This window comes from Nitratireductor sp., from assembly GCF_017794765.1.
Classification (GTDB): domain Bacteria; phylum Pseudomonadota; class Alphaproteobacteria; order Rhizobiales; family Rhizobiaceae; genus Nitratireductor.
The window spans coordinates 1,770,684-1,789,439 of record NZ_CP051236.1; the positions used below are offsets into that span (position 1 = coordinate 1,770,684).

Genomic DNA, 18,756 nt, shown 5'->3' on the forward strand with positions numbered 1-18,756 from the left:
CATGGCCGACGCGCACGCAAAACATCACGACTATCACATCATCGACCCGAGCCCATGGCCGTTCCTCGGCTCGCTCGGCGCCCTGATCATGTCCATTGGCGGCATCGCCTGGATGAAGGCGCTCAACGGCTCCGATTTCACCATTTTCGGTGTTGATCTCGCCGCGACCAACTTCTGGCTTTTCCTGATCGGTCTCTTTCTGGTGCTTTTCACCATGTATTCCTGGTGGGCCGATACGATCCGCGAAGGACATGAGGGACATCATACCCGCGTCGTTTCGCTTCATCTGCGTTACGGCATGATCATGTTCATCGCCTCGGAGCTGATGTTCTTCGTGGCGTGGTTCTGGGCGTTCTTTGATGCCAGCCTGTTCCCGGGCGAGGCCGTACAGGCTACGCGCGCCGAGTTCACCGGGGGCATGTGGCCGCCGGCGGGCGTCGAGGTTCTCGACCCCTTCCACCTGCCGCTCTACAACACGATCATTCTTCTGCTCTCCGGTACGACGGTAACCTGGGCGCACCATGCCTTGCTCGAAGACGACCGCAAGGGCCTCGTGTGGGGACTGGCTCTGACCGTGGCGCTGGGCGTGCTGTTCTCCTTTGTTCAGGCCTATGAGTACATGCACGCACCGTTTGCCTTCTCTGATTCGATCTATGGGGCAACATTCTACATGGCGACTGGCTTCCACGGCTTCCACGTGTTTGTCGGCACCATATTTCTGCTGGTCTGCCTGCTGCGCGCCATGGCCGGTGATTTCACGCCGAAGCATCATTTCGGCTTCGAGGCGGCTGCCTGGTACTGGCATTTCGTTGACGTGGTGTGGCTCTTCCTCTTCACCTTCGTCTACGTCTGGGCCTCTGCGGGCGCGACCATCGCGCATGGCTAAGAAGGCAGTGTGAGAATGCGAAAGGCGGCTGGGGAAACCTGGCCGCTTTCTTTTTTGGAGCACATTCTCGTCCTATCCCGGGGTGCGTCATGAGGCGGCGTCGACCGGGCGGGCCCGCCATGTTAGAGCGCAGGGACATTCAGTGAAACGGGCGGCGCACATCCCCGGGGCTTGCGCCGGGTTGAAACGACATGATCGAGCGACAGGAAAACTCATGCAGTGACAAACCGGTCGTCGATCGGGCGATCTGGCCACCGGTTGATCCGGTCAGCGCCGGGCTTGGCGGTCGTTGCCCGCGCTGCGGGGAAGGGCGGCTCTTTTCCGGTTTTCTGACCGTGGGACGAGAATGCCACAATTGCCGGCTGGACTATAGCTTTGCCGATGCCGGCGACGGACCTGCGGTCTTCGTCATTCTGATCATCGGCTTTCTGGTTGTGGGACTGGCTCTGTGGGTGGAAGTGTCGCTCGGCCCTGCGCTCTGGGTGCATTTCATACTCTGGATACCGCTTGCGCTGGTTCTTTGTCTTACGGCGCTACGCCTGATGAAGGGCCTGCTGATCTCACTGCAATACCGCAACAGGGCAGCGCAGGGGGAACTCGAACGATAATGACCGTGCCTGAAGTCAAATCCTCCCGGTCGGGCTTTACCTGGCTTCTGCTGCTTCTGAGCCTTATCGTACTCGTCTGCCTTCTGGCGCTCGGGACATGGCAGGTGCAGCGACTTCAATGGAAGGAGGCGCTGCTTGCGCAGATCGAGGCGCGGATCAATGCAAAGCCGGCGGATCTCGCCAGCATCGAGCGCATCTACGCTGAAACCGGTGATGTCGAGTACCGGCCGATGCGCGTTGAGGGCGCCTTCCGGCACACGGGCGAGCGCCACTATTTCGCAACCTGGAAGGGGCAGTCGGGCTATTTTGTTCACACACCGCTCAGACTTGACGACGGCCGCTTCATTTTCGTCAATCGCGGTTTCGTGCCCTTCGATCGCAAAGAGTCGGAGATGCGCACCCAAGGACAGATTGTCGGCGGCGTGCGCATCAGCGGGCTCGCCCGCAACGGGATTGGCGAGAAGCCGTCTTTCATCGTTCCAGACAATGATATCAGCAAGAACATATTCTATTGGAAGGATCTCGATGCGATGGCGCGCACTGCCGGATTGCCGGATGCCGCACGGGTTCTCCCGTTCTACGTTGACGCTGATGACACGCCCAATCCCGGCGGACTGCCCGTGGGCGGCGTAACGCGTATCGATCTGCCGAACAGCCACTTGCAGTATGCGATTACCTGGTATGGGCTTGCCCTGGCGCTATGCGGGGTGCTCTTCGTCTGGTGGCGAAGAAACCGGCGGAGCGTGTGATCGCGTTCTTTGGCTCCGGGGCCTTGACATTGAGGGCCCCACACCCCCAATTCCGGCATCAGCAAGGGGACAAGAGATGACGGCTGCCGACATGACAAGACAGAAGCTGACGGTACGGCTTTGCGGGCCTCGCGGTTTCTGTGCAGGCGTTGACCGCGCCATTCAGATCGTCGTGCTGGCGCTGAAGAAATACGGCGCGCCGGTCTATGTGCGCCACGAGATTGTTCACAACCGTTATGTGGTGGAGGGGCTCCAGGAACGCGGGGCCGTCTTCATCGAGGAACTGAGCGAAATTCCCGAAGATCATCGTGATTGCCCGGTCGTTTTTTCCGCACATGGCGTGCCGAAATCGGTCCCGGCGGATGCCCAGAACCGCAACCTCTTCTATCTGGATGCAACCTGCCCGCTGGTCTCCAAGGTTCATAAACAGGCAATGCGTCATCACCGGCTGGGCCGTCATGTTCTGCTCATCGGCCATGCGGGTCATCCCGAGGTGATCGGCACGATGGGGCAACTGCCCGAGGGCACGGTGACCCTGGTGGAGACGGTGGAAGGCGCCAACACGCTTGTACGGCCCGATGGCGCGGAACTGGGCTTTGTGAGCCAGACAACTCTGTCTGTGGAGGACACGGCAGACATTCTCAAGGCTCTGGAAGACCGTTTCCCGGATCTGCATGCGCCAGCGGCCGAATCCATCTGTTACGCGACCACCAACCGGCAGGAGGCTGTGAAAAAGGCGGCACCGGGTTCGGACCTGTTCCTCGTTGTCGGTGCACCCAACTCGTCAAACTCACGTCGTCTTGTGGAGGTTGCGGAGAGGGCAGGGGCCAAACGATCCCTGCTCGTGCAGCGGGCGTCTGAAATTCCGTGGGACGAAGTCGATGGCATTCGTGTTCTCGGCCTCTCCGCCGGCGCCTCGGCGCCCGAAATCATCGTCAACGAGATCATCGATGCATTCCGCGAGCGGTTCGACGTCACGGTCGAGCTTGCAATCACCGCCGAAGAAACCGAGAATTTTCCCGTCATGCGTGCAATCCGCGACGTGGAACTGACCAGCGCCGACATGGCCTTTGTGAATGGCAACGCATAAGCATGGCAGTCTATACGGATATCTCCGAGGTCGAGCTGGGTGCGTTCCTCAAGCAATACGATGTTGGGGACCTGCTGTCCTACAAGGGCATCGCCGAAGGTACGGAAAACTCCAACTACCTGCTTCACACCTCCAGAGCAGCCTACATCCTGACCCTCTATGAACAGCGTGTGGAACGCTCCGACCTGCCATTCTTTCTGGGTCTGATGGAGCACCTTGCGCAACATGGCGTGAACTGTCCGCTTCCGGTGCGTCGGCGCGATGGGGCCGTGGTAAGCGAAATTGCCGGTCGGCCGGCTGCACTCATCACCTTTCTGGAAGGCATGTGGCTGAGAAAGCCTGCTCCACGCCATTGCCACGAGGTGGGCAAGGCCATGGCGAGCATGCATCTTGCGGCGCGCGGCTTCGAACTGACGCGCGCGAATGCGCTCACCATCGGCGACTGGCGGCCGCTATGGGAAAAGGCGAAGTCTCGGGCAAACGAGGTGGAGGCGGGGCTGGAGGCCGAGGTGGAGGCCGACCTGGACGCGCTGAACGAAGGCTGGCCTTCGGATCTGCCTACCGGCGTTATCCATGCCGACCTCTTCCCTGACAATGTCTTCTTCCTCGGTGACAAGGTATCGGGGATCATCGATTTCTATTTCGCCTGCAACGATCTCCTGGCCTATGACATCGCCACCGGACTCAACGCCTGGTGCTTCGAAAAAGACGGTTCCTACAACCTGACCAAGGGCACGGCGCTGCTGGAAGGCTATCAGTCGGTGCGCCCTCTGGATGAGAACGAGATCGAGGCGCTGCCGCTACTGGCTCGAGGTTCCGCGCTGCGCTTCATGCTGACCCGGCTCTATGACTGGCTGACCATTGCCGATGGAGCGCTGGTGAACAAACGCGATCCCATGGAGTATATACGCCGCCTGCGCTTTCACCGGCAGATCGGATCGGCATCTGAGTACGGGATCGGCATAAAGTGACAAGCGTGGAAATTTTCACCGACGGAGCCTGTTCGGGTAATCCAGGGCCCGGTGGCTGGGGCGCGCTGCTGCGGCATAACGGCGTGGAGAAAGAACTCTCTGGCGGCGAGGCCGAAACCACCAACAACCGGATGGAATTGAAAGCCGCCATTGAAGCCCTCAACGCGCTGAAACGGCCTTGCGATGTCGATCTCTACACCGACAGCGTTTATGTGCGCGACGGCATTTCCGGCTGGATCGAGGGCTGGAAACGCAATGGCTGGAAAACGGCCGCCAAGAAGCCGGTGAAAAATGCCGAGCTCTGGCAGGCGCTGGACGAAGCAAGCAAGCGACACAAGATCAAATGGCACTGGGTCAAGGGCCATGCTGGCCATCCCGAAAACGAGCGGGCCGATGCGTTGGCGCGCGCGGGTATGGAGCCTTTCAAGAAAAAGCGGCGGTAACGCGCGTTAACGGGACTGGTGGAGCAGCGGCCAGGCGAGGCCCCTCCGTCGCACCTTTAGGGCGGAACACTATTTTTCGCTCCTGCCCGAGCTTTGCCCGGGGTATCCTCGGAGCATGGCTCCGAGGATGAAGACGCATTGGATTGCGATTCTTCAGAGAAGGGCGGTGTCTCAGCCCTGAAGTTGCTCAAGAATGCGGGCGGCACCGCTCGTTTCAGCCTGGCCCGGATTCTCCTCAATGTTGATCGCGCTGACGACACCGTCGTCCACGATCATCGAATAGCGCTTCGACCTGTTTCCGAGCCCGGCGACGGACAGATCCGCATCGAGCCCGAGTGCGCGAGTGAAGTCACCATTACCATCGGCGATAAAGGTGATCTTGTCTTCCGCGCCAGTGAAGCCGGCCCAGGCCTTCATCACGAAAGCGTCGTTCACGGAGACGACGGCGATGTCGTCGGCACCGCGGGCACGGATCGCATCACCATTCTCTACGAAACCCGGCAGATGGCTGTTGCTGCAGGTCGGGGTGAAGGCTCCCGGTACCCCGAACAGAACCACTTTGCGACCGGCAAAGAATTCGGGCGCTGCAACCTCGTTTGCACCTTCGGTGCTGACTTTCTTGAAGCGTGTATCGGGGATGCGGTCACCAACGGAAATTTTCATCAGAGGCTCCTGAAAACGATCTAGTATCAATGTGATTCAAGGGATTTGGATACCCCCCGAGACGGCCTCTCCACCGGCCGTCAGCGTATATATAAGCGGAGTGCTTTGAAGTTTCTCGATATCACCGTTCATTATTTCAACAATAAAGCTGGCCGTGTCACCCTCGCGGTTTTCCAGCCGTGGTGTACCGAGCAGGTGCGCGCGCTCGTGATCGAGAAAGAGGGTCGGATCCCGCATTGAAGCGGGGACATGGCCTCTAAGCAGAATGGCGCCGTCCGTGCTTTCAGCGGAAACTATCCCGAACGCCGCCGCTGCGGGCGACGGAAGCGATGCGAAGGCGCGGCGGACTGTAAGTGCATCGCTGACATTGTCGGCATCTGCCGCGGGATCGAAAGTGAAAGATGCCTGAAAAGGAATACAAATTGTCTCGCATATCCCCAGAAAGACATCCACATCGATCAGCGTGACAGCGTTTGCCTGATCGAGTGTGAAGGTGACAGGCAGAGCCACGGACTGCGTATAACCTGCCCATTGCGTTTCGCCATCGTGAATACGTTCCGGCGCCGGGTATTGCAGCTCGGCGGCGCTGATATGCGCACTGCGTGAGATGTCGATCTGCGGTGGAATGCCGGCAGAACCGGGATTGCGCCAATAGGTCTTCCAACCAGGCTTGAGATCGATCTCGAGGGCACCCCGCAGGCGACCGTCGTCATCTGGAAGTCCGACGGTGACGAGGCGAACCGATCCGCCTTCGCTCTCCTGCCATTGGCTGGAGGCAGCATGTACCTGCGCGCTCATCAGGAGCATAAGGATCAGGGAGGCAGTTCGAATCATGGTGAGAGATTGCAGTCGGGTCGCCCCACCTGCAAGGCACACTTCCGCACGGCAGCATCATAAATGCGTGAGCGGCATCCCGCAGCGTCGTGATATCCGTCTTTCAAGCCATGGGAAAACCGGCTAGGTTGAAACATGGAAAGCCGAGAAAATACCACAGACCAAGGGCACAGTGAGGAAATGTCGGGACTTCCATATCTGGAAAACCATTTCCTGATCGCCATGCCTGGCATGCGCGATGAGCGCTTTGCGCGGGCGGTGATATATCTGTGCGCCCATAGCGATGAAGGCGCGATGGGGCTGATCATCAACCAGCCGCAACAGCTCGCCTTTCCGGATATCCTCGTCCAGCTCGGAATTCTGGAGGAGTCGGAGGCCATCCGCCTGCCGCATGAAGCGCGAAACATGCCGGTCCGCAACGGAGGACCTGTCGACCGGAGCAGGGGCTTCGTGCTCCACACGGACGATTATGTCGTGGAATCCTCCATGCCCGTTTCCGACAGTATCTGTCTCACGGCCACGGTCGACATGCTCAGGGCCATATCGCTCGGCCAGGGCCCGCGACATGCCCTGATGGCGCTTGGCTATGCGGGATGGGGAGCCGGGCAGCTTGAGATGGAAATAGGCGAGAATGGCTGGCTGACCTGTCCGGCGACACCGGAACTTCTGTTCGAAGGCGATATCGACCAGAAATATGATGGCGTCCTGGCCTCCATCGGTATCGATGTGGCAAATCTCAGTCAGATTGCCGGCCACGCGTGACGGCCCTGCCGGATCACGCGCGCGGGCGGAAAAGCGCGGGCGAAAAAAGAGTGTTTTGCCGAGTTCTAATGCCGGGTTTCGCTGTTTAACCGCGATCCTCGGTGGCCTTCCGTCCGGCTTTCGAGAGTGAGCCCTTCTGAAGCCCGTTCGATTTGCGTCAGGACTTGGCTGCGGTCGTGTGTTCGAACAGCAGCCTGCCGATGGATTCTGCGTCTTGCGGTTCGCCGAATACAAAGCTCTGCGCGTAATCGCATCCCATCTCGGCCAGCTGCTGCGCATCCTGCTGGTCGACGACACCTTCCGCCACCACAGAGAGTTCGAGCTCCTTGGCCATCTTGACCATGGAACGCACCAGAACGATGCCGCGCGCGCTGTGATCTTCGAGGAAGCGCCGGTCGATCTTGATCGTGTCAAACGGAAAACTCGAGAGGTAGGAAAGCGACGAATAGCCAGTCCCGAAATCGTCCAGCGAGAGACCGATGCCGATGTGCCTCAGCTTCTGCAGCACGTGGGCGGATTGTTCGGGGTTGTCCATAACCACCGATTCGGTGAGTTCGAGCCGGAAGCTCTCAGGTGACACGCCTGACCGGGCGATGACGGAGCGTACGTCTCCGACGAGATCGCGGCGTATGAGCTGGCGACTTGACAGATTGACCGACATGAAGAGCGGTGTATCCGCAAACTGCTTCTGCCAGCGATAGAGGTCCTCGGCCGCCTGCTGCATGGCGAAGAGGCCGAGCTGGACGATAAGACCTGAACTCTCGGCAATTGGGATGAAGTCTGCTGGCGGAATTGCACCGCGCCTCGGGTGATCCCAGCGCAGAAGGGCTTCGAAACCGGCGATGGACTGGTCTTCAAGGCGAACGATCGGCTGATAGACCATCTTGAGCTCTGAGCGCTCGATTGCACGGCGCAGATCCGACTCCATGCGCAGGCGGTTGTTGTCGATGGAGCGGAATGCAGGCCGGAATGGCTCGATCCGGTCACCGCCGAAGCGCTTGGCCTGATACATGGCAAGCTCGGCGTCCTTGAGCATTTCCTCCGCCGATTCCTGGGTGGTGGTCCAGGAGATGAGACCGATGGAAGAGGTCAATACAATCTCGCGACGCGCGAATGTCACGGGAGTGCGGATTGCCTGCTTGACCGAATCCGCCACGGTGGCGATGCGCGCCGGCTCCTGCTCGGAGAGCAGGATCATGGCGAACTGATCGCCGGACAGGCGGCAAAGCGAATCGCGCGGTTTCAGGAGCCGGTGAAGCCTGCGGGCAATGGTGAGGAGGATCGTGTCGCCCACCGAGATGCCGAGTTCCTCATTGACCTGCTTGAAGCGGTCGATGTCGATCACGAAAACAGTTGGCCGAACCTGCTGTTCCGTGCGGGCAATGGAGATGATTGCATCGAGCCTGTTGAGGAACAGTTCGCGGCTCGGCAACCCGGTGAGATTGTCGTGGACAGCGTCATGCAGGAGGCGCTCCTCGGCCTTTTTCTGCTCGGTGACGTCGACCATCGTGCCGACGCAACGGATGACCTGCCCGTCGGAGCCGATAACGGGGCGCGCGCGCAGATCGAACCAGTGATAATGGCCGTCGGCCCCGCGCAGCCGGAAGCTCTGGGAAATTCGTCCTCGCCTTTGCTCGAGCACCACGTCCAGGGTCGTGCGAAATGTGTCGCGGTCTTCGGTATGAAGCGTGGAGAGCCAGTCTCGAGCGGGCCCGTGCAGACTTCCCGAAGGAAGCCCGAGCTGGCGGCTCACATCCGGTCGCGTGATGATGCGATCTCGCGAAACATCCCAGTCCCAGACCACATCGCCGGAACCGGAGATTGCAAGCGCCTGACGTTCCATATCGCTGAACAGGCCCTGGAAGAGAGCGCCGCCCGCGAAGGCATGCTGCATGACGGTGAATCCGATCAGCAGAATAATCAGGATGAGCCCGCCGCCAATGGCCGGCTGGACGATGTCATTGTCGAGAATTCCGGTGATCGCCATCCACGATCCGACCATCCAGGCGATGATCATGACCCAGCTGGGCACCAGCATGATGGCACGATCATAGCCCTGAAGACTGAGGTAGATAATGATGCCGAGCCCGACAACGGCCGTGGCGGCAAAGGAAATGCGCGCGATGCCGGCGGCCACGGCGGGATCGATAATAGCGAAGCCGGCGATGATGCCAAGACCCATGATCCACGCGAGCACGCCATAGCTGAAATGGTCGTGCCAGCGATTGAGATTGAGATAGGCAAACAGGAAGACGACGAGTGTGGCGGCCAGACCGACCTCGGTGCCCGCGCGCCAGATTTGCTCATTGCCCGGCGTGATCTCGATCACCTTGCTCAAAAAACCGAAATCGATGGAGATATAGGCAAGCACCGCCCAGGCAAGCGCTGCGGTGGCCGGGAACATGGATGTTCCCTTGACCACGAAAAGGATGGTCAGGAAGAGGGCGAGCAGCCCGGCAATGCCGATCACGATGCCGCGGAAAAGCGTGTAGGCGTTCACAGTGTCCTTGTAGGCGCCGGGATCCCACAGATAGACCTGCGGCAGGCTGGGCGAAGAAAGCTCGGCAACAAAAGTCACAACGGAACCGGGATTGAGGGTGACGTGAAACTCGTCGGCATCCGGGCTTTCCTGTCGATCGAGCGTGAAACCCGAACTCGGCGTGATGGCTGCGATGCGTTGGGAGCCAAGGTCGGGCCAGATGAGCCCCGAACCCACCAGCCGGAAATGAGGTGCGACGATCAGCCGGTCAAGCTGCTGATCCGTGGTGTTGGCGAGTGCGAAGACCGCCCAGTCCCCCGTGGAGCGCTCATCCTGTGCCTCAACCTCGATACGCCGGACGATGCCATCGACATCCGGCGCGGTCGACACCTGGAACGCATCTCCCTGGCCACGATAGATTTCCACCGCCCCCGACAGATCGAGCGCCACATCGTCGCGGGCGATCTTGATCGGCTCGATGGCATCTGCCGGCCCGACTGCTGAGACAAGGGTTATGACAGCAGCGAACAGGGCCACCATGAGTGCTGAGATGAGGGAACGCGACAATGCGGGGAACAAGGAAATCAGCCTCGTGATTCTAGTACAGGCACGTGATGCTCCTCGGCGATCAGCGCATAAAGATAATGATCACGCCAAGAACCATTGATCCTGAGATAGGACCTGAGCAGGCCTTCGCGCTGAAATCCGGCTTTTTCAAGTAAACCGACAGAACGTTTATTGTCTGGAATACAGGCGGCTTCCAAACGGTGCAACCGTAAGCCACCGAAAGCATAGGGAATGAGCAGCTGCAGGGCAGCCAGCATCATCCCGCGACCGGCATACCGCTCCCCCATCCAATAGCCAATGCTGGCGGTCTGAGCGACGCCGCGCCTGATGTTTGAGAGAGTGATACCGCCCGCCAACGCTTCCGTTGGTGCGTCAAAGACGAAAAAGCTGATGCCGGTTCCGTTTTCATACTCGGCACGATAACGCTTCAGGCGAAGCCGGAACGCACGTCTGGACAATTCGTCAGGAGCCCAGCTCGGCTCCCAGGGCACGAGAAACCCGCGGCTCTCATCGCGCAGGGCCGCCCATTCCGCATGGTCGTTCATGACCGGTGTTCTGAGGAACACGGTTTCGCCCTTGAGCGCCGGAGGCGGGCGGCGGAAGAAGGGCACGTCCAGCATATGTCCGCGACGGTCCTACACGGCGAGCTTGCGTGGCATTGGCCCCTGATCGGCCAGTGCATCCTGGATCGACTCGAAAGGTGCAAGGCTACCGACCGGACCAATTGCCGCAAGGGTCGGCTTGGAGGTGAAAAGGCGCTGCGAAAGATCGGTCAGCCGATCAACAGTGAGGTTCGAAAGACGATCCATCAACTCGTCAACATCGATGGGGCGGCCATAAAGCAAGAGCTGGCGAGCGATCTGCGAGGCGCGGCTTGCGGGGTTTTCGCGAGCCATCATGAGACCGGCACGATATTGCGCCCGCGCCCGGTCCAGCTCGTCCTGTCCGATGGACTGGCCAGCTTTCTGCAACTCTCCGAGGAGCAGGGGCACCAGTTGTTCAATGTCGTTCTTTCCGGTCGCCGCATGAACCCCGAAAATACCGGTATCCGAAAAACCCCAATGGAAGGCATAGACCGAATAGCAAAGACCGTGCTTCTCACGAACCTCCTGGAACAGTCTCGAGGACATGCCCCCGCCGAGGATGGTGGAAAGCACCTGGGAAGCGTAGAAGTCGCGCACATGGTAGGCGCGCCCTTCGAAGCCGAGAATAATCTGGGCATCCATCAGGTCGCGATGTTCGCGGAAATCACCACCAACATAATGCGCAAAGGGCGGTGTTTTGCCTTCGGCCTTGCTGCGGAAACTGCCGAGACGGTTCTCCACCTCACGCACGAAGTCGTCGTGCTTTAGCCCACCGGCAGCGACAATGACCATACGGTCGGCCGAATACTGACGTTCCAGAAAACCGCGCAGTTGCTCGGAGGTGAAAGACTGGACCGTTTCCGGCGTACCCAGCACGGAGCGGCCAAGTGACTGATGGCGAAACGCGGTTTCGGTAAAACGGTCGAAGACGATGTCGTCGGGAATGTCGTGCGCGGCACCGATCTCCTGAAGGATCACATGCTGCTCGCGTTCAAGCTCGTGCGGGTCAAACTTTGAATCGGTCAGAATGTCGGACAGAAGCTCGACCGCCAGCGGCATGTCCGCGTTGAGAACACGTGCATAAAAGGCTGTTGTCTCGACACTCGTCGCGGCATTGATTTCACCGCCGACATCTTCGATATCAGTCGCGATCTGGCGTGCGGTGCGCTTGCTCGTCCCCTTGAACGCCATGTGTTCCAGGAGATGCGCAATACCGTGCTCATTCTCGTGTTCGTTGCGCGAGCCGGACTTGACCCAGATGCCCAGCGCAACGGTTTCCAGATGAGGCAGGGTTTCGGTTGCGACCGTCAGGCCGTTCGACAGACGGCTTACCTCAACACCCATATGCTTTTCACTCCTTGAACAAACTCAACGCGCCGCTCTCGTATGGCGGCTAATGTGATCCTGCAGCATTCTTAAATCTGAGGGAAGGACTGTAAAGGACTCTTTCCGATTCATCAGATCACCCAGCCATTCAGGCAGAGCCGGTTCGATACCGCTGGCATCCTTGACCGCCGCCGGAAACTTCGCCGGATGGGCGGTCGACAGCACCACCATGGGCGATGCGGATGCCGGCATATCACGCGCGACCTTCACGCCGGTGGCCGTGTGCGGGTCGAGCAGATAGCCGCTCTCACGCCGAACCAGGCCGATCATTGCGGCGGTCTCCACCATGTCCGAACGGCCCGCAGAAAAGCCTTCCCGAATGACCTCCAGTGTCTTTGGCTCCACCGTGAAGTTGCCCGACTGCTTTAGCATCTGCATATAGCGCCGGATTTCATCCGAATTCCTGTTCGAAGCGAAATAGAGCAGGCGTTCGAAATTGGAAGACACCTGGATGTCCATGGAAGGAGAGGTGGTCGCAACGACCTCACGGGTCGCATATTCACCGCTCGCCAGCGTGCGGGCGAGAATGTCGTTGTCATTGGTGGCGATCACAAGCCGGTCGACGGGCAGGCCCATTTCTCTGGCTGCGTAGCCAGCGAAAATATCACCAAAGTTGCCGGTGGGTACGGTAAAGGATGCGGGCCTGTCGGGGGCGCCGAGCGAAAGGCTAGCGGTGAAGTAGTAGACGATCTGAGCCATGACGCGGGCCCAGTTGATCGAATTCACACCGGACAGGGCGACACTGTCACGGAAACCGTGATCGTTGAACATGTCCTTGAGGAGACCCTGGCAATCGTCAAAATTGCCTTTGACGGCGAGCGCATGCACGTTGGCCGCGCCCGAGGTGGTCATCTGGCGTTGCTGAACCGGGGAGACGCGCCCTTCGGGGAACAGGATGAAGACATCGGCGCGCTCAGTCCCGGCAAAGGCTTCGATCGCCGCACCACCGGTGTCGCCGGATGTTGCGCCCACAATCGTCACGCGCTCGCCGCGCTCGGCAAGAACGTGGTCCATCAGCCGCGCCAAAAGCTGCATGGCGACGTCCTTGAAGGCGAGGGTAGGACCGTGGAAGAGCTCCAGAATGAACTCGTTGGGGCCCGTCTGAACAAGGGGGCAAACGGCGGGGTGACGGAAGGTGGCGTAGCTTTCCTCAATGATGCGGCGCAACGTCGCACCGTCGATTTCCTCCCCCACAAAAGGGGACAGGACGCGCAGGGCGATCTCGCTGTAACTCAGACCGCGCATGGCACGGATGTCGTCAACCGAGAAACGCGGCCATTCACGCGGAACGTATAGACCGCCATCGCGGGCAAGCCCCGCCAGCATCGCATCGGAAAACCCAAGCGCCGGCGCGTCGCCACGCGTGCTGATATAATCTGTCGCCATTCGTCGTGTTGCCTCATGAAGTGCGAGGAGGGAGCACCGGTGCGCGCACGAGCCCGTCGCATTCCGGCTGCGCGTCTGGTATAGAGCATGATCTGGACGGGTGGGAACCGGTTTTCCACTCAAACCGCATGGAAATTGATTGTCGACGACGGGTTTTCTGGAAATTGCCGGAAAAATCTGTCATCTCTCCGCAGCCTTTCCGCATGGGCTTCACCGAATGCTTGAAGGGCGCGCAGATCCACGGGGCATGTCACTTGGTCAATTATCGTCTTTTCATAAGTTCCATCCTGCTTTCCGCCACCGCAATTGTTTCGGGCTGTCAGTCCGATAACGCCACAAGCGGTCTCGACGTTCAGAATGGGAATGTTCAACAACAGGACGAGAACGTGATCCGCGAGAGCGAACTGCGCGCTTATTGCCCGCCGGTCTCGCTGCGTGAGGGGACAGCATATTTTACCACCTATGAGAAAGGTGGGCAGGATCAGCCTGAAAGCGTTGTCTACCAGGCATCGATCAGCGATGCGACGCGCAAATGTACCTATGGCACGGGTTCATTCACGATGACTGTGGCTGTGGCCGGGCGAGTGGTGCCGGGACCGAAGGGCAGCACTGGTACGATCACGATGCCGATCCGTATCGTTGCCGTTCGCGGCGGTGAGGTGGTCTATTCCAAACTGTTCCAGCACCAGGTGGCGATCAGTGACACCGCTGGCGCGACCCTGTTCATCTTCAACGATCCGAATGTGATGATTTCGGGCGCGCCCGATCGCAGCATTCAGTTGATGGTGGGATTTGACGAGGGACCGAACGGCGGCCGCTAAGCTGCTTCAGCGTTTCGGTGAAACGGTGAACCGCGCCAGTCTGAACCATTTTGTGAGATACGCCATCAGGCATCCTCGCTCCATTCAGACAAGGCTGCAATAACAACATTGAGGTCCTGGTGGCGGTGAATGACCGTCTCGGCACCGGCCTCCATCAGGAGGTCGGCGTGCCCGGGTTGAATGTGCGACCCGCCGGTGAATCCGATGACACGCATGCCCGCCGCTTTCGCGCCGGCGGCTCCATGCACGGAATCCTCGATGACAAAACAGCGCCCCGGATCGGCTCCCAACTTTTCGGCGGCATACAGAAAAACGTCGGGGGCAGGCTTGGGGCGGCCCGTGGGCGTTTCCAGAGAAGAATATATGCGGTCTTTGAAGAAAGGCAGGAGCCGTGTGCGCGACAACATCGCCTCGACCCGCTCATGGCTTGAATTCGAACAGACGCATTTTGGCACACTGACGGCGGCGACTGCGTCATGTACGCCTTCAAGAGGTTTCACTTCCTTGCGTACCTTCTTGTCGACTTCGCTTTCGGCGCGATCGATCAGCGTGGCCTGTAGCGGTGCGTCGGCGTTTTCCTCAATGGACAAAAGGATGTCCTTGAAGGTGAGGCCGGCATAGCGGCTGGCCAACTCCTCCGGAGTGATCGCAAAACCCGCCTCAGTCAGTACCTTGGCCTCGACGCGCGAAGCAATGATTTCCGAATCGACAAGAACGCCATCGCAATCGAAGATGACGAGTTCGGGAGCTGGCATGGCAAGACCTGTTCTGATGTGGAGCCTGATGGGTGCGAGGTGGGGGCATAGCCGTTATGCCGCCCGGAGACAACTCCATAGAAACCATGCCTCAAGCCACTATTCTATGATGACCTCCGTGCGTTCGCCTGCAGTTACGGTTGCTTTCCGGCCCTCTTCCGCCCTGTCGCCTTCATAGCGAACGCGCACCTCATATTCGCCCGGATGCAAGGTCTCCTGCGCTTCCTCGTCATAAGCGCCACTCAGATTCTTCTGATTGCCCTGTATGTCCTTCTTTCCTTCCAGGAAATCGATCCTGTAGGCACCGGGAGCGGAGACGGCGAGAACGCCGGCGTTAATGTTGACGGTCGCCTCTGTGCGCTCGCCCGCCTTGACGCTGATGGGCGTCATAGCCTCGGCCTTTCCGAGCCTCGCGTGAAGCATGTAATCGCCCGGCGGAACGTCCATACCCTGCTTGCCTGGTCCATACTGGCCGCTGAGCGTCTTGCGGTTTCCATTGATGTCGGCCTTGGCCTCCAGAACCTCGAAGCGGATGGCGCTGCCTTCCACATCCGGTCCGCTTTCCGTGTAAACGGCAGAGGGGACAACAAGCCCGGAGCCGATGACCAGATCAAGCGTGAGGGTCTTGCCAGCCGCAAGTTCGTGGCTCTCTTCGATCGTGGCCTTGCCGATACGCCCGGTGACCTTGATGGGGCCTGCCTTGGCCCAGACCCGGGTCTCGCCATAGCCGCCATCATTCGTGCCGTCGAAATGCACGTCGACACGCGCACTCTGGTCGACGTCGGTATCTTCGGGGGTGCGTTTCGGGGTGACTTCGACCAGGCCTGCATCGAGCACGGCGAGCACGTCGGTCGTGGTGTCGGCAGTCAGTTCAACATCGCTCTCGACGATGATACGGCCAAGCCGCGCTTTTGCGCGGTAGGCCCCGGGCGGAACGCTGGCTGCGAACACGCCGCGATAGCCGCCTGCGGTGCTGCGATTTGCGGGTGCGCCATTCTCGCCAAGCGGAATGAAATCCCAGCGCACCTCGGTGCTGTCGGTCATGTCCGGCCCATCCCTGGAAAGGCGTGCGATACCACGCACGTTGAACTCGACGGCAGCCGGTTCCGGCTTCGGCTCGGGCTCGGGCTCGGGCTCTGGTTCGGGAGCCTTTGCAACCGTGGTCTGCAGTGCTTCGGCAAGCTGCCCTGCGTCGTCTGCCTTGAGATAGAGACCGCCCGTGTTTTCTGCCAGGCAGGCAACTTCCTGCCCTTCTTCCTCGGAAAGACCGAAGCCGACCACATGGGCCGTGAAATCGACACCGGATGCCTCAAGCTCGCGGCCGAGCGCGCAAGGGTCTGCGTTGCAGGTCTCCAGACCGTCCGTGACGAGTATCACGGTTGCCGGGTTTTCTTCTATGCGCAGTTCCCCGGCTGCCTTCCGAACGGCATCGGTGAGGGGCGTCTTGCCCTTCGGATTGAGGCTGTCGGCGAAATCCGCGACAGCGCCTGCCGTTCCCCTTGCAGGCGGTATGGCGATCTCGATGTCGGAACAGGAACCTTTTTCCCGGTGCCCATAGGCCACGAGGCCAAGCTCGGTGTCCTGCGGAAGTGTTGCCATGACCTTGCGCAGCGTGTCGCGCGCGATCTCGATCTTTGTTGTCCCGTCTATCTGGCCCCACATGGAGCCGGAGCCATCCAGAACGATGATCGTCTTGCCGGCGGCCATCGCGGGGAGGGCAAGAAGAAGGGCTGCGAATACGCTTAACAAGCGGATACGGATCATGCCGGGTCTCCATGGGTGAAACTTGACGCAAGGGAAGATTGCACAGCTTCGCATGGGCAGCAAATCGCCCGCGTCCCTTACGGAATATTTACCATCTTCCGTAACCATAACGGCAGGTAAACAGTCCGAGTTAGAGGTCAGTCCATGTCCGCCGTGCGTCGTATCGATGAGCTTGCACCCGAACCGAAAAAGGCCGAATGGCTCGATACGATCATCAAGGGGGACTGCGTCGCCGCACTTGACCGTCTGCCGGAAAAATCGATCGATGTGATCTTCGCCGATCCACCTTATAATCTACAGCTTGGCGGGGATCTTCACCGTCCGGACCAATCGCGTGTCGATGCGGTTGACGATGACTGGGACCAGTTCGACAGTTTTGCCGCCTATGACGCCTTCACACGGGCATGGATGCTGGCCGCGCGCCGCGTTCTGAAGCCCAATGGCACGATCTGGGTGATCGGTTCCTATCACAACATATTCCGGGTCGGCACGGTGATGCAGGATCTGGGCTATTGGCTGCTCAACGACATTGTCTGGCGCAAGACGAACCCGATGCCGAATTTCCGTGGCCGCCGGTTCCAGAACGCGCATGAGACGATGATCTGGGCCTCGCGCGACAAGTCCTCCAAGGGCTATACCTTCAACTATGAAGCGCTGAAGGCATCCAATGACGATGTGCAGATGCGGTCCGACTGGCTTTTCCCGATCTGCACGGGCAAGGAACGCCTGAAGAACGAGGATGGCGGCAAGCTGCATCCCACGCAGAAGCCGGAAGCGCTGCTTGCACGAGTGATGATGGCCTCGACCAAGCCGGGCGACGTGGTGCTCGACCCGTTCTTCGGTTCAGGCACGACCGGAGCGGTGGCCAAGCGGCTTGGTCGACACTTCGTTGGCATCGAGCGGCAGGACGATTACATCGAGGCGGCAAGCGCCCGCATTGCCGCCGTTGAACCGCTGGACAATATGGATCTTGCCCAGATGCAGGGAAAGCGCGCCGCACCGCGCGTCGCTTTCGGGAGCCTTCTGGAAGCAGGCCTCGTACAGCCGGGCACACAGTTGCACGATTCCAAGCGTCGATGGACGGCCAATGTACGGGCTGATGGCACGATTGCCATTGGAGACGAGGCCGGCTCGATCCACCGGATCGGTGCCCGCGTTCAGGGGCTCGAAGCCTGCAACGGCTGGACTTTCTGGCATTTTGAGGAAAAGGGCAGCCTGAAGCCGATCGACAGCCTGCGCCAGATCATGCGCGAGAACATGCAGGGCGTTGCTGCCTGAGCCTGACGGAAAAGCGGCTCCGGCGACATACCCCGGAGCCGTGAAACGCGGGTTCAATCAATGCCATGAAACGCTTTCATGAATCATTGCATGATTCGAAAGTGCATGGGTTTCTCAGACGGTGAAGCCCAACCTGGCGAGATCCTGGCGCAGCTTCTCCGCGCCACTGAAATGCACGGCCTGCCAGCCCGCATCTCTTGCCCCTTCCACGTTCTTCTCGCTGTCGTCGATGAACAGTGTCGCTGCAGGTTCAAGACCGAAACTTTCGACATGGGTGTCGTAGATCGCCCGATCGGGCTTGATGAGCCCGATTTCACCTGAAACGGTGACACCGCGCGGCCTGTTGAGGAAGGCAAAACGCCTGCGCGCCTCGACGAATGTATCGGCGGCGAAATTGGTCAGCATTGTCACGTCATGACCGGCATCGATCAAAGTTTCGAGGATGGCGACCGAAGCGTCATAGGCGTGGGGCACCATCTCGTGCCAGTGACGACGGAAGCCTCGGATGTTCTCTTCCTCGGCGGGATGCTCGGCAATCAGCAGCGCTTCGGCGTCTTCCCATTTGCGCCCCCGATCCTGCTCTACATTCCACTCGCCGGTGCAGACATTTTCCAGGAACCAGCGGCGCCGGCCATCATCCGGGATCAGGTGACGGTAGGGAATTTCCGGATCGTAGTGGATCAGCACGCGACCGATGTCGAATACGACGTGTCGAATTTGGCTCATGCGG

18 protein-coding genes are annotated in these 18,756 nt (G+C 59.7%); 9 read left to right on the plus strand and 9 right to left on the minus strand.

Features of this window, described 5'->3' with window-relative positions; all coding sequences use genetic code 11:
* Position 1: 1 nt before the first annotated feature.
* The 6 genes from HF949_RS08355 (at position 2) to rnhA (ending at position 4,747) form a co-directional block, all read left to right on the plus strand.
* Entirely contained in the window at positions 2-886 is an 885-nt protein-coding gene (locus HF949_RS08355) for a cytochrome c oxidase subunit 3 (protein WP_292899822.1), read from the plus strand.
* Between the two features lie 191 nt (positions 887-1,077).
* A complete protein-coding gene (locus HF949_RS08360) occupies positions 1,078-1,494 on the plus strand; it encodes a DUF983 domain-containing protein (RefSeq protein WP_292899824.1) in 417 nt (138 codons plus the stop codon).
* Positions 1,494-2,243: an SURF1 family protein gene (locus HF949_RS08365; RefSeq protein ID WP_292899826.1), complete on the plus strand. Its 750-nt coding sequence runs from the start codon at positions 1,494-1,496 to the stop codon at positions 2,241-2,243. The genes HF949_RS08360 and HF949_RS08365 overlap by 1 nt, the downstream gene beginning before the upstream one ends.
* A gap of 76 nt (positions 2,244-2,319) precedes the next feature.
* A complete protein-coding gene (ispH, locus tag HF949_RS08370) occupies positions 2,320-3,333 on the plus strand; it encodes a 4-hydroxy-3-methylbut-2-enyl diphosphate reductase (RefSeq protein ID WP_292899828.1) in 1,014 nt (337 codons plus the stop codon).
* Between the two features lie 2 nt (positions 3,334-3,335).
* Positions 3,336-4,304, plus strand: a complete 969-nt coding sequence (locus HF949_RS08375) for a homoserine kinase (protein WP_292899830.1) — start codon at positions 3,336-3,338, stop codon at positions 4,302-4,304.
* Positions 4,301-4,747: a ribonuclease HI gene (gene rnhA, locus HF949_RS08380; protein WP_292899832.1), complete on the plus strand. Its 447-nt coding sequence runs from the start codon at positions 4,301-4,303 to the stop codon at positions 4,745-4,747. The genes HF949_RS08375 and rnhA overlap by 4 nt, the downstream gene beginning before the upstream one ends.
* Before the next feature lie 171 nt (positions 4,748-4,918).
* On the opposite strand, the gene HF949_RS08385 is transcribed toward rnhA, so the two are convergent.
* Positions 4,919-5,410, minus strand: a complete 492-nt coding sequence (locus tag HF949_RS08385; protein ID WP_292899834.1) for a peroxiredoxin — start codon at positions 5,408-5,410, stop codon at positions 4,919-4,921.
* Between the two features lie 36 nt (positions 5,411-5,446).
* Complete coding sequence (locus tag HF949_RS08390) at positions 5,447-6,244, minus strand: protein-disulfide reductase DsbD domain-containing protein (protein ID WP_292899836.1); 798 nt, start codon at positions 6,242-6,244, stop codon at positions 5,447-5,449.
* 135 nt (positions 6,245-6,379) lie between these two features.
* On the opposite strand from HF949_RS08390, the gene HF949_RS08395 reads away from it, so the two are divergent.
* Positions 6,380-7,006: a YqgE/AlgH family protein gene (locus HF949_RS08395; protein ID WP_404933414.1), complete on the plus strand. Its 627-nt coding sequence runs from the start codon at positions 6,380-6,382 to the stop codon at positions 7,004-7,006.
* 157 nt (positions 7,007-7,163) lie between these two features.
* On the opposite strand, the gene HF949_RS08400 is transcribed toward HF949_RS08395, so the two are convergent.
* Genes HF949_RS08400 through thrC form a run of 4 tightly spaced genes read right to left on the minus strand, consistent with a single transcriptional unit; the run spans position 7,164 to position 13,408 of the window.
* Positions 7,164-10,025 carry a sensor domain-containing phosphodiesterase gene (locus HF949_RS08400; RefSeq protein ID WP_292900081.1) on the minus strand — a complete coding sequence of 954 codons (2,862 nt, stop codon included), beginning with the start codon at positions 10,023-10,025 and terminating at the stop codon, positions 7,164-7,166.
* Positions 10,026-10,069: 44 nt separating this feature from the next.
* The gene (locus HF949_RS08405; RefSeq protein WP_292899840.1) at positions 10,070-10,672 is read right to left on the minus strand and encodes a GNAT family N-acetyltransferase; all 603 of its coding nucleotides are present in this window, start codon (positions 10,670-10,672) and stop codon (positions 10,070-10,072) included.
* A 15-nt stretch (positions 10,673-10,687) separates the two neighbouring features.
* Positions 10,688-11,980 (minus strand): M16 family metallopeptidase, encoded by a 1,293-nt coding sequence (locus HF949_RS08410; protein ID WP_292899842.1) that lies wholly within the window; start codon positions 11,978-11,980, stop codon positions 10,688-10,690.
* 24 nt (positions 11,981-12,004) lie between these two features.
* A complete protein-coding gene (gene thrC / locus HF949_RS08415; RefSeq protein WP_292899844.1) occupies positions 12,005-13,408 on the minus strand; it encodes a threonine synthase in 1,404 nt (467 codons plus the stop codon).
* 254 nt (positions 13,409-13,662) lie between these two features.
* On the opposite strand from thrC, the gene HF949_RS08420 reads away from it, so the two are divergent.
* Positions 13,663-14,229 (plus strand): hypothetical protein, encoded by a 567-nt coding sequence (locus HF949_RS08420; protein ID WP_292899846.1) that lies wholly within the window; start codon positions 13,663-13,665, stop codon positions 14,227-14,229.
* Positions 14,230-14,294: 65 nt separating this feature from the next.
* On the opposite strand, the gene HF949_RS08425 is transcribed toward HF949_RS08420, so the two are convergent.
* Positions 14,295-14,984, minus strand: a complete 690-nt coding sequence (locus HF949_RS08425; RefSeq protein WP_292899848.1) for an HAD family hydrolase — start codon at positions 14,982-14,984, stop codon at positions 14,295-14,297.
* A gap of 99 nt (positions 14,985-15,083) precedes the next feature.
* A complete protein-coding gene (locus HF949_RS08430) occupies positions 15,084-16,748 on the minus strand; it encodes a vWA domain-containing protein (RefSeq protein ID WP_292899850.1) in 1,665 nt (554 codons plus the stop codon).
* A gap of 144 nt (positions 16,749-16,892) precedes the next feature.
* Between HF949_RS08430 and HF949_RS08435 the strand changes: the two genes are divergently transcribed.
* Positions 16,893-18,026: a site-specific DNA-methyltransferase gene (locus HF949_RS08435; RefSeq protein ID WP_292899852.1), complete on the plus strand. Its 1,134-nt coding sequence runs from the start codon at positions 16,893-16,895 to the stop codon at positions 18,024-18,026.
* A 114-nt stretch (positions 18,027-18,140) separates the two neighbouring features.
* Here the strand turns inward: HF949_RS08435 and HF949_RS08440 are convergent, their stop codons facing one another.
* Positions 18,141-18,752, minus strand: a complete 612-nt coding sequence (locus HF949_RS08440; RefSeq protein WP_292899854.1) for an HAD family hydrolase — start codon at positions 18,750-18,752, stop codon at positions 18,141-18,143.
* Positions 18,753-18,756 lie beyond the last annotated feature (4 nt).

What these genes read in the sequence shown, in the direction of transcription:
- HF949_RS08395 (WP_404933414.1), top strand. Translation starts at nt 6,380, where the DNA reads ATGGAAAGCCGAGAAAATACCACAGACCAAGGGCACAGTGAGGAAATG.
- HF949_RS08360 (WP_292899824.1), top strand. Translation starts at nt 1,078, where the DNA reads ATGATCGAGCGACAGGAAAACTCATGCAGTGACAAACCGGTCGTCGAT.
- ispH (WP_292899828.1), top strand. Translation starts at nt 2,320, where the DNA reads ATGACGGCTGCCGACATGACAAGACAGAAGCTGACGGTACGGCTTTGC.
- HF949_RS08400 (WP_292900081.1), bottom strand. Translation starts at nt 10,025, where the DNA reads ATGGTGGCCCTGTTCGCTGCTGTCATAACCCTTGTCTCAGCAGTCGGG.
- HF949_RS08425 (WP_292899848.1), bottom strand. Translation starts at nt 14,984, where the DNA reads ATGCCAGCTCCCGAACTCGTCATCTTCGATTGCGATGGCGTTCTTGTC.
- HF949_RS08375 (WP_292899830.1), top strand. Translation starts at nt 3,336, where the DNA reads ATGGCAGTCTATACGGATATCTCCGAGGTCGAGCTGGGTGCGTTCCTC.
- HF949_RS08405 (WP_292899840.1), bottom strand. Translation starts at nt 10,672, where the DNA reads ATGCTGGACGTGCCCTTCTTCCGCCGCCCGCCTCCGGCGCTCAAGGGC.
- thrC (WP_292899844.1), bottom strand. Translation starts at nt 13,408, where the DNA reads ATGGCGACAGATTATATCAGCACGCGTGGCGACGCGCCGGCGCTTGGG.
- HF949_RS08385 (WP_292899834.1), bottom strand. Translation starts at nt 5,410, where the DNA reads ATGAAAATTTCCGTTGGTGACCGCATCCCCGATACACGCTTCAAGAAA.
- HF949_RS08390 (WP_292899836.1), bottom strand. Translation starts at nt 6,244, where the DNA reads ATGATTCGAACTGCCTCCCTGATCCTTATGCTCCTGATGAGCGCGCAG.
- HF949_RS08410 (WP_292899842.1), bottom strand. Translation starts at nt 11,980, where the DNA reads ATGGGTGTTGAGGTAAGCCGTCTGTCGAACGGCCTGACGGTCGCAACC.
- HF949_RS08430 (WP_292899850.1), bottom strand. Translation starts at nt 16,748, where the DNA reads ATGATCCGTATCCGCTTGTTAAGCGTATTCGCAGCCCTTCTTCTTGCC.
- HF949_RS08435 (WP_292899852.1), top strand. Translation starts at nt 16,893, where the DNA reads ATGTCCGCCGTGCGTCGTATCGATGAGCTTGCACCCGAACCGAAAAAG.
- HF949_RS08355 (WP_292899822.1), top strand. Translation starts at nt 2, where the DNA reads ATGGCCGACGCGCACGCAAAACATCACGACTATCACATCATCGACCCG.
- HF949_RS08365 (WP_292899826.1), top strand. Translation starts at nt 1,494, where the DNA reads ATGACCGTGCCTGAAGTCAAATCCTCCCGGTCGGGCTTTACCTGGCTT.
- HF949_RS08440 (WP_292899854.1), bottom strand. Translation starts at nt 18,752, where the DNA reads ATGAGCCAAATTCGACACGTCGTATTCGACATCGGTCGCGTGCTGATC.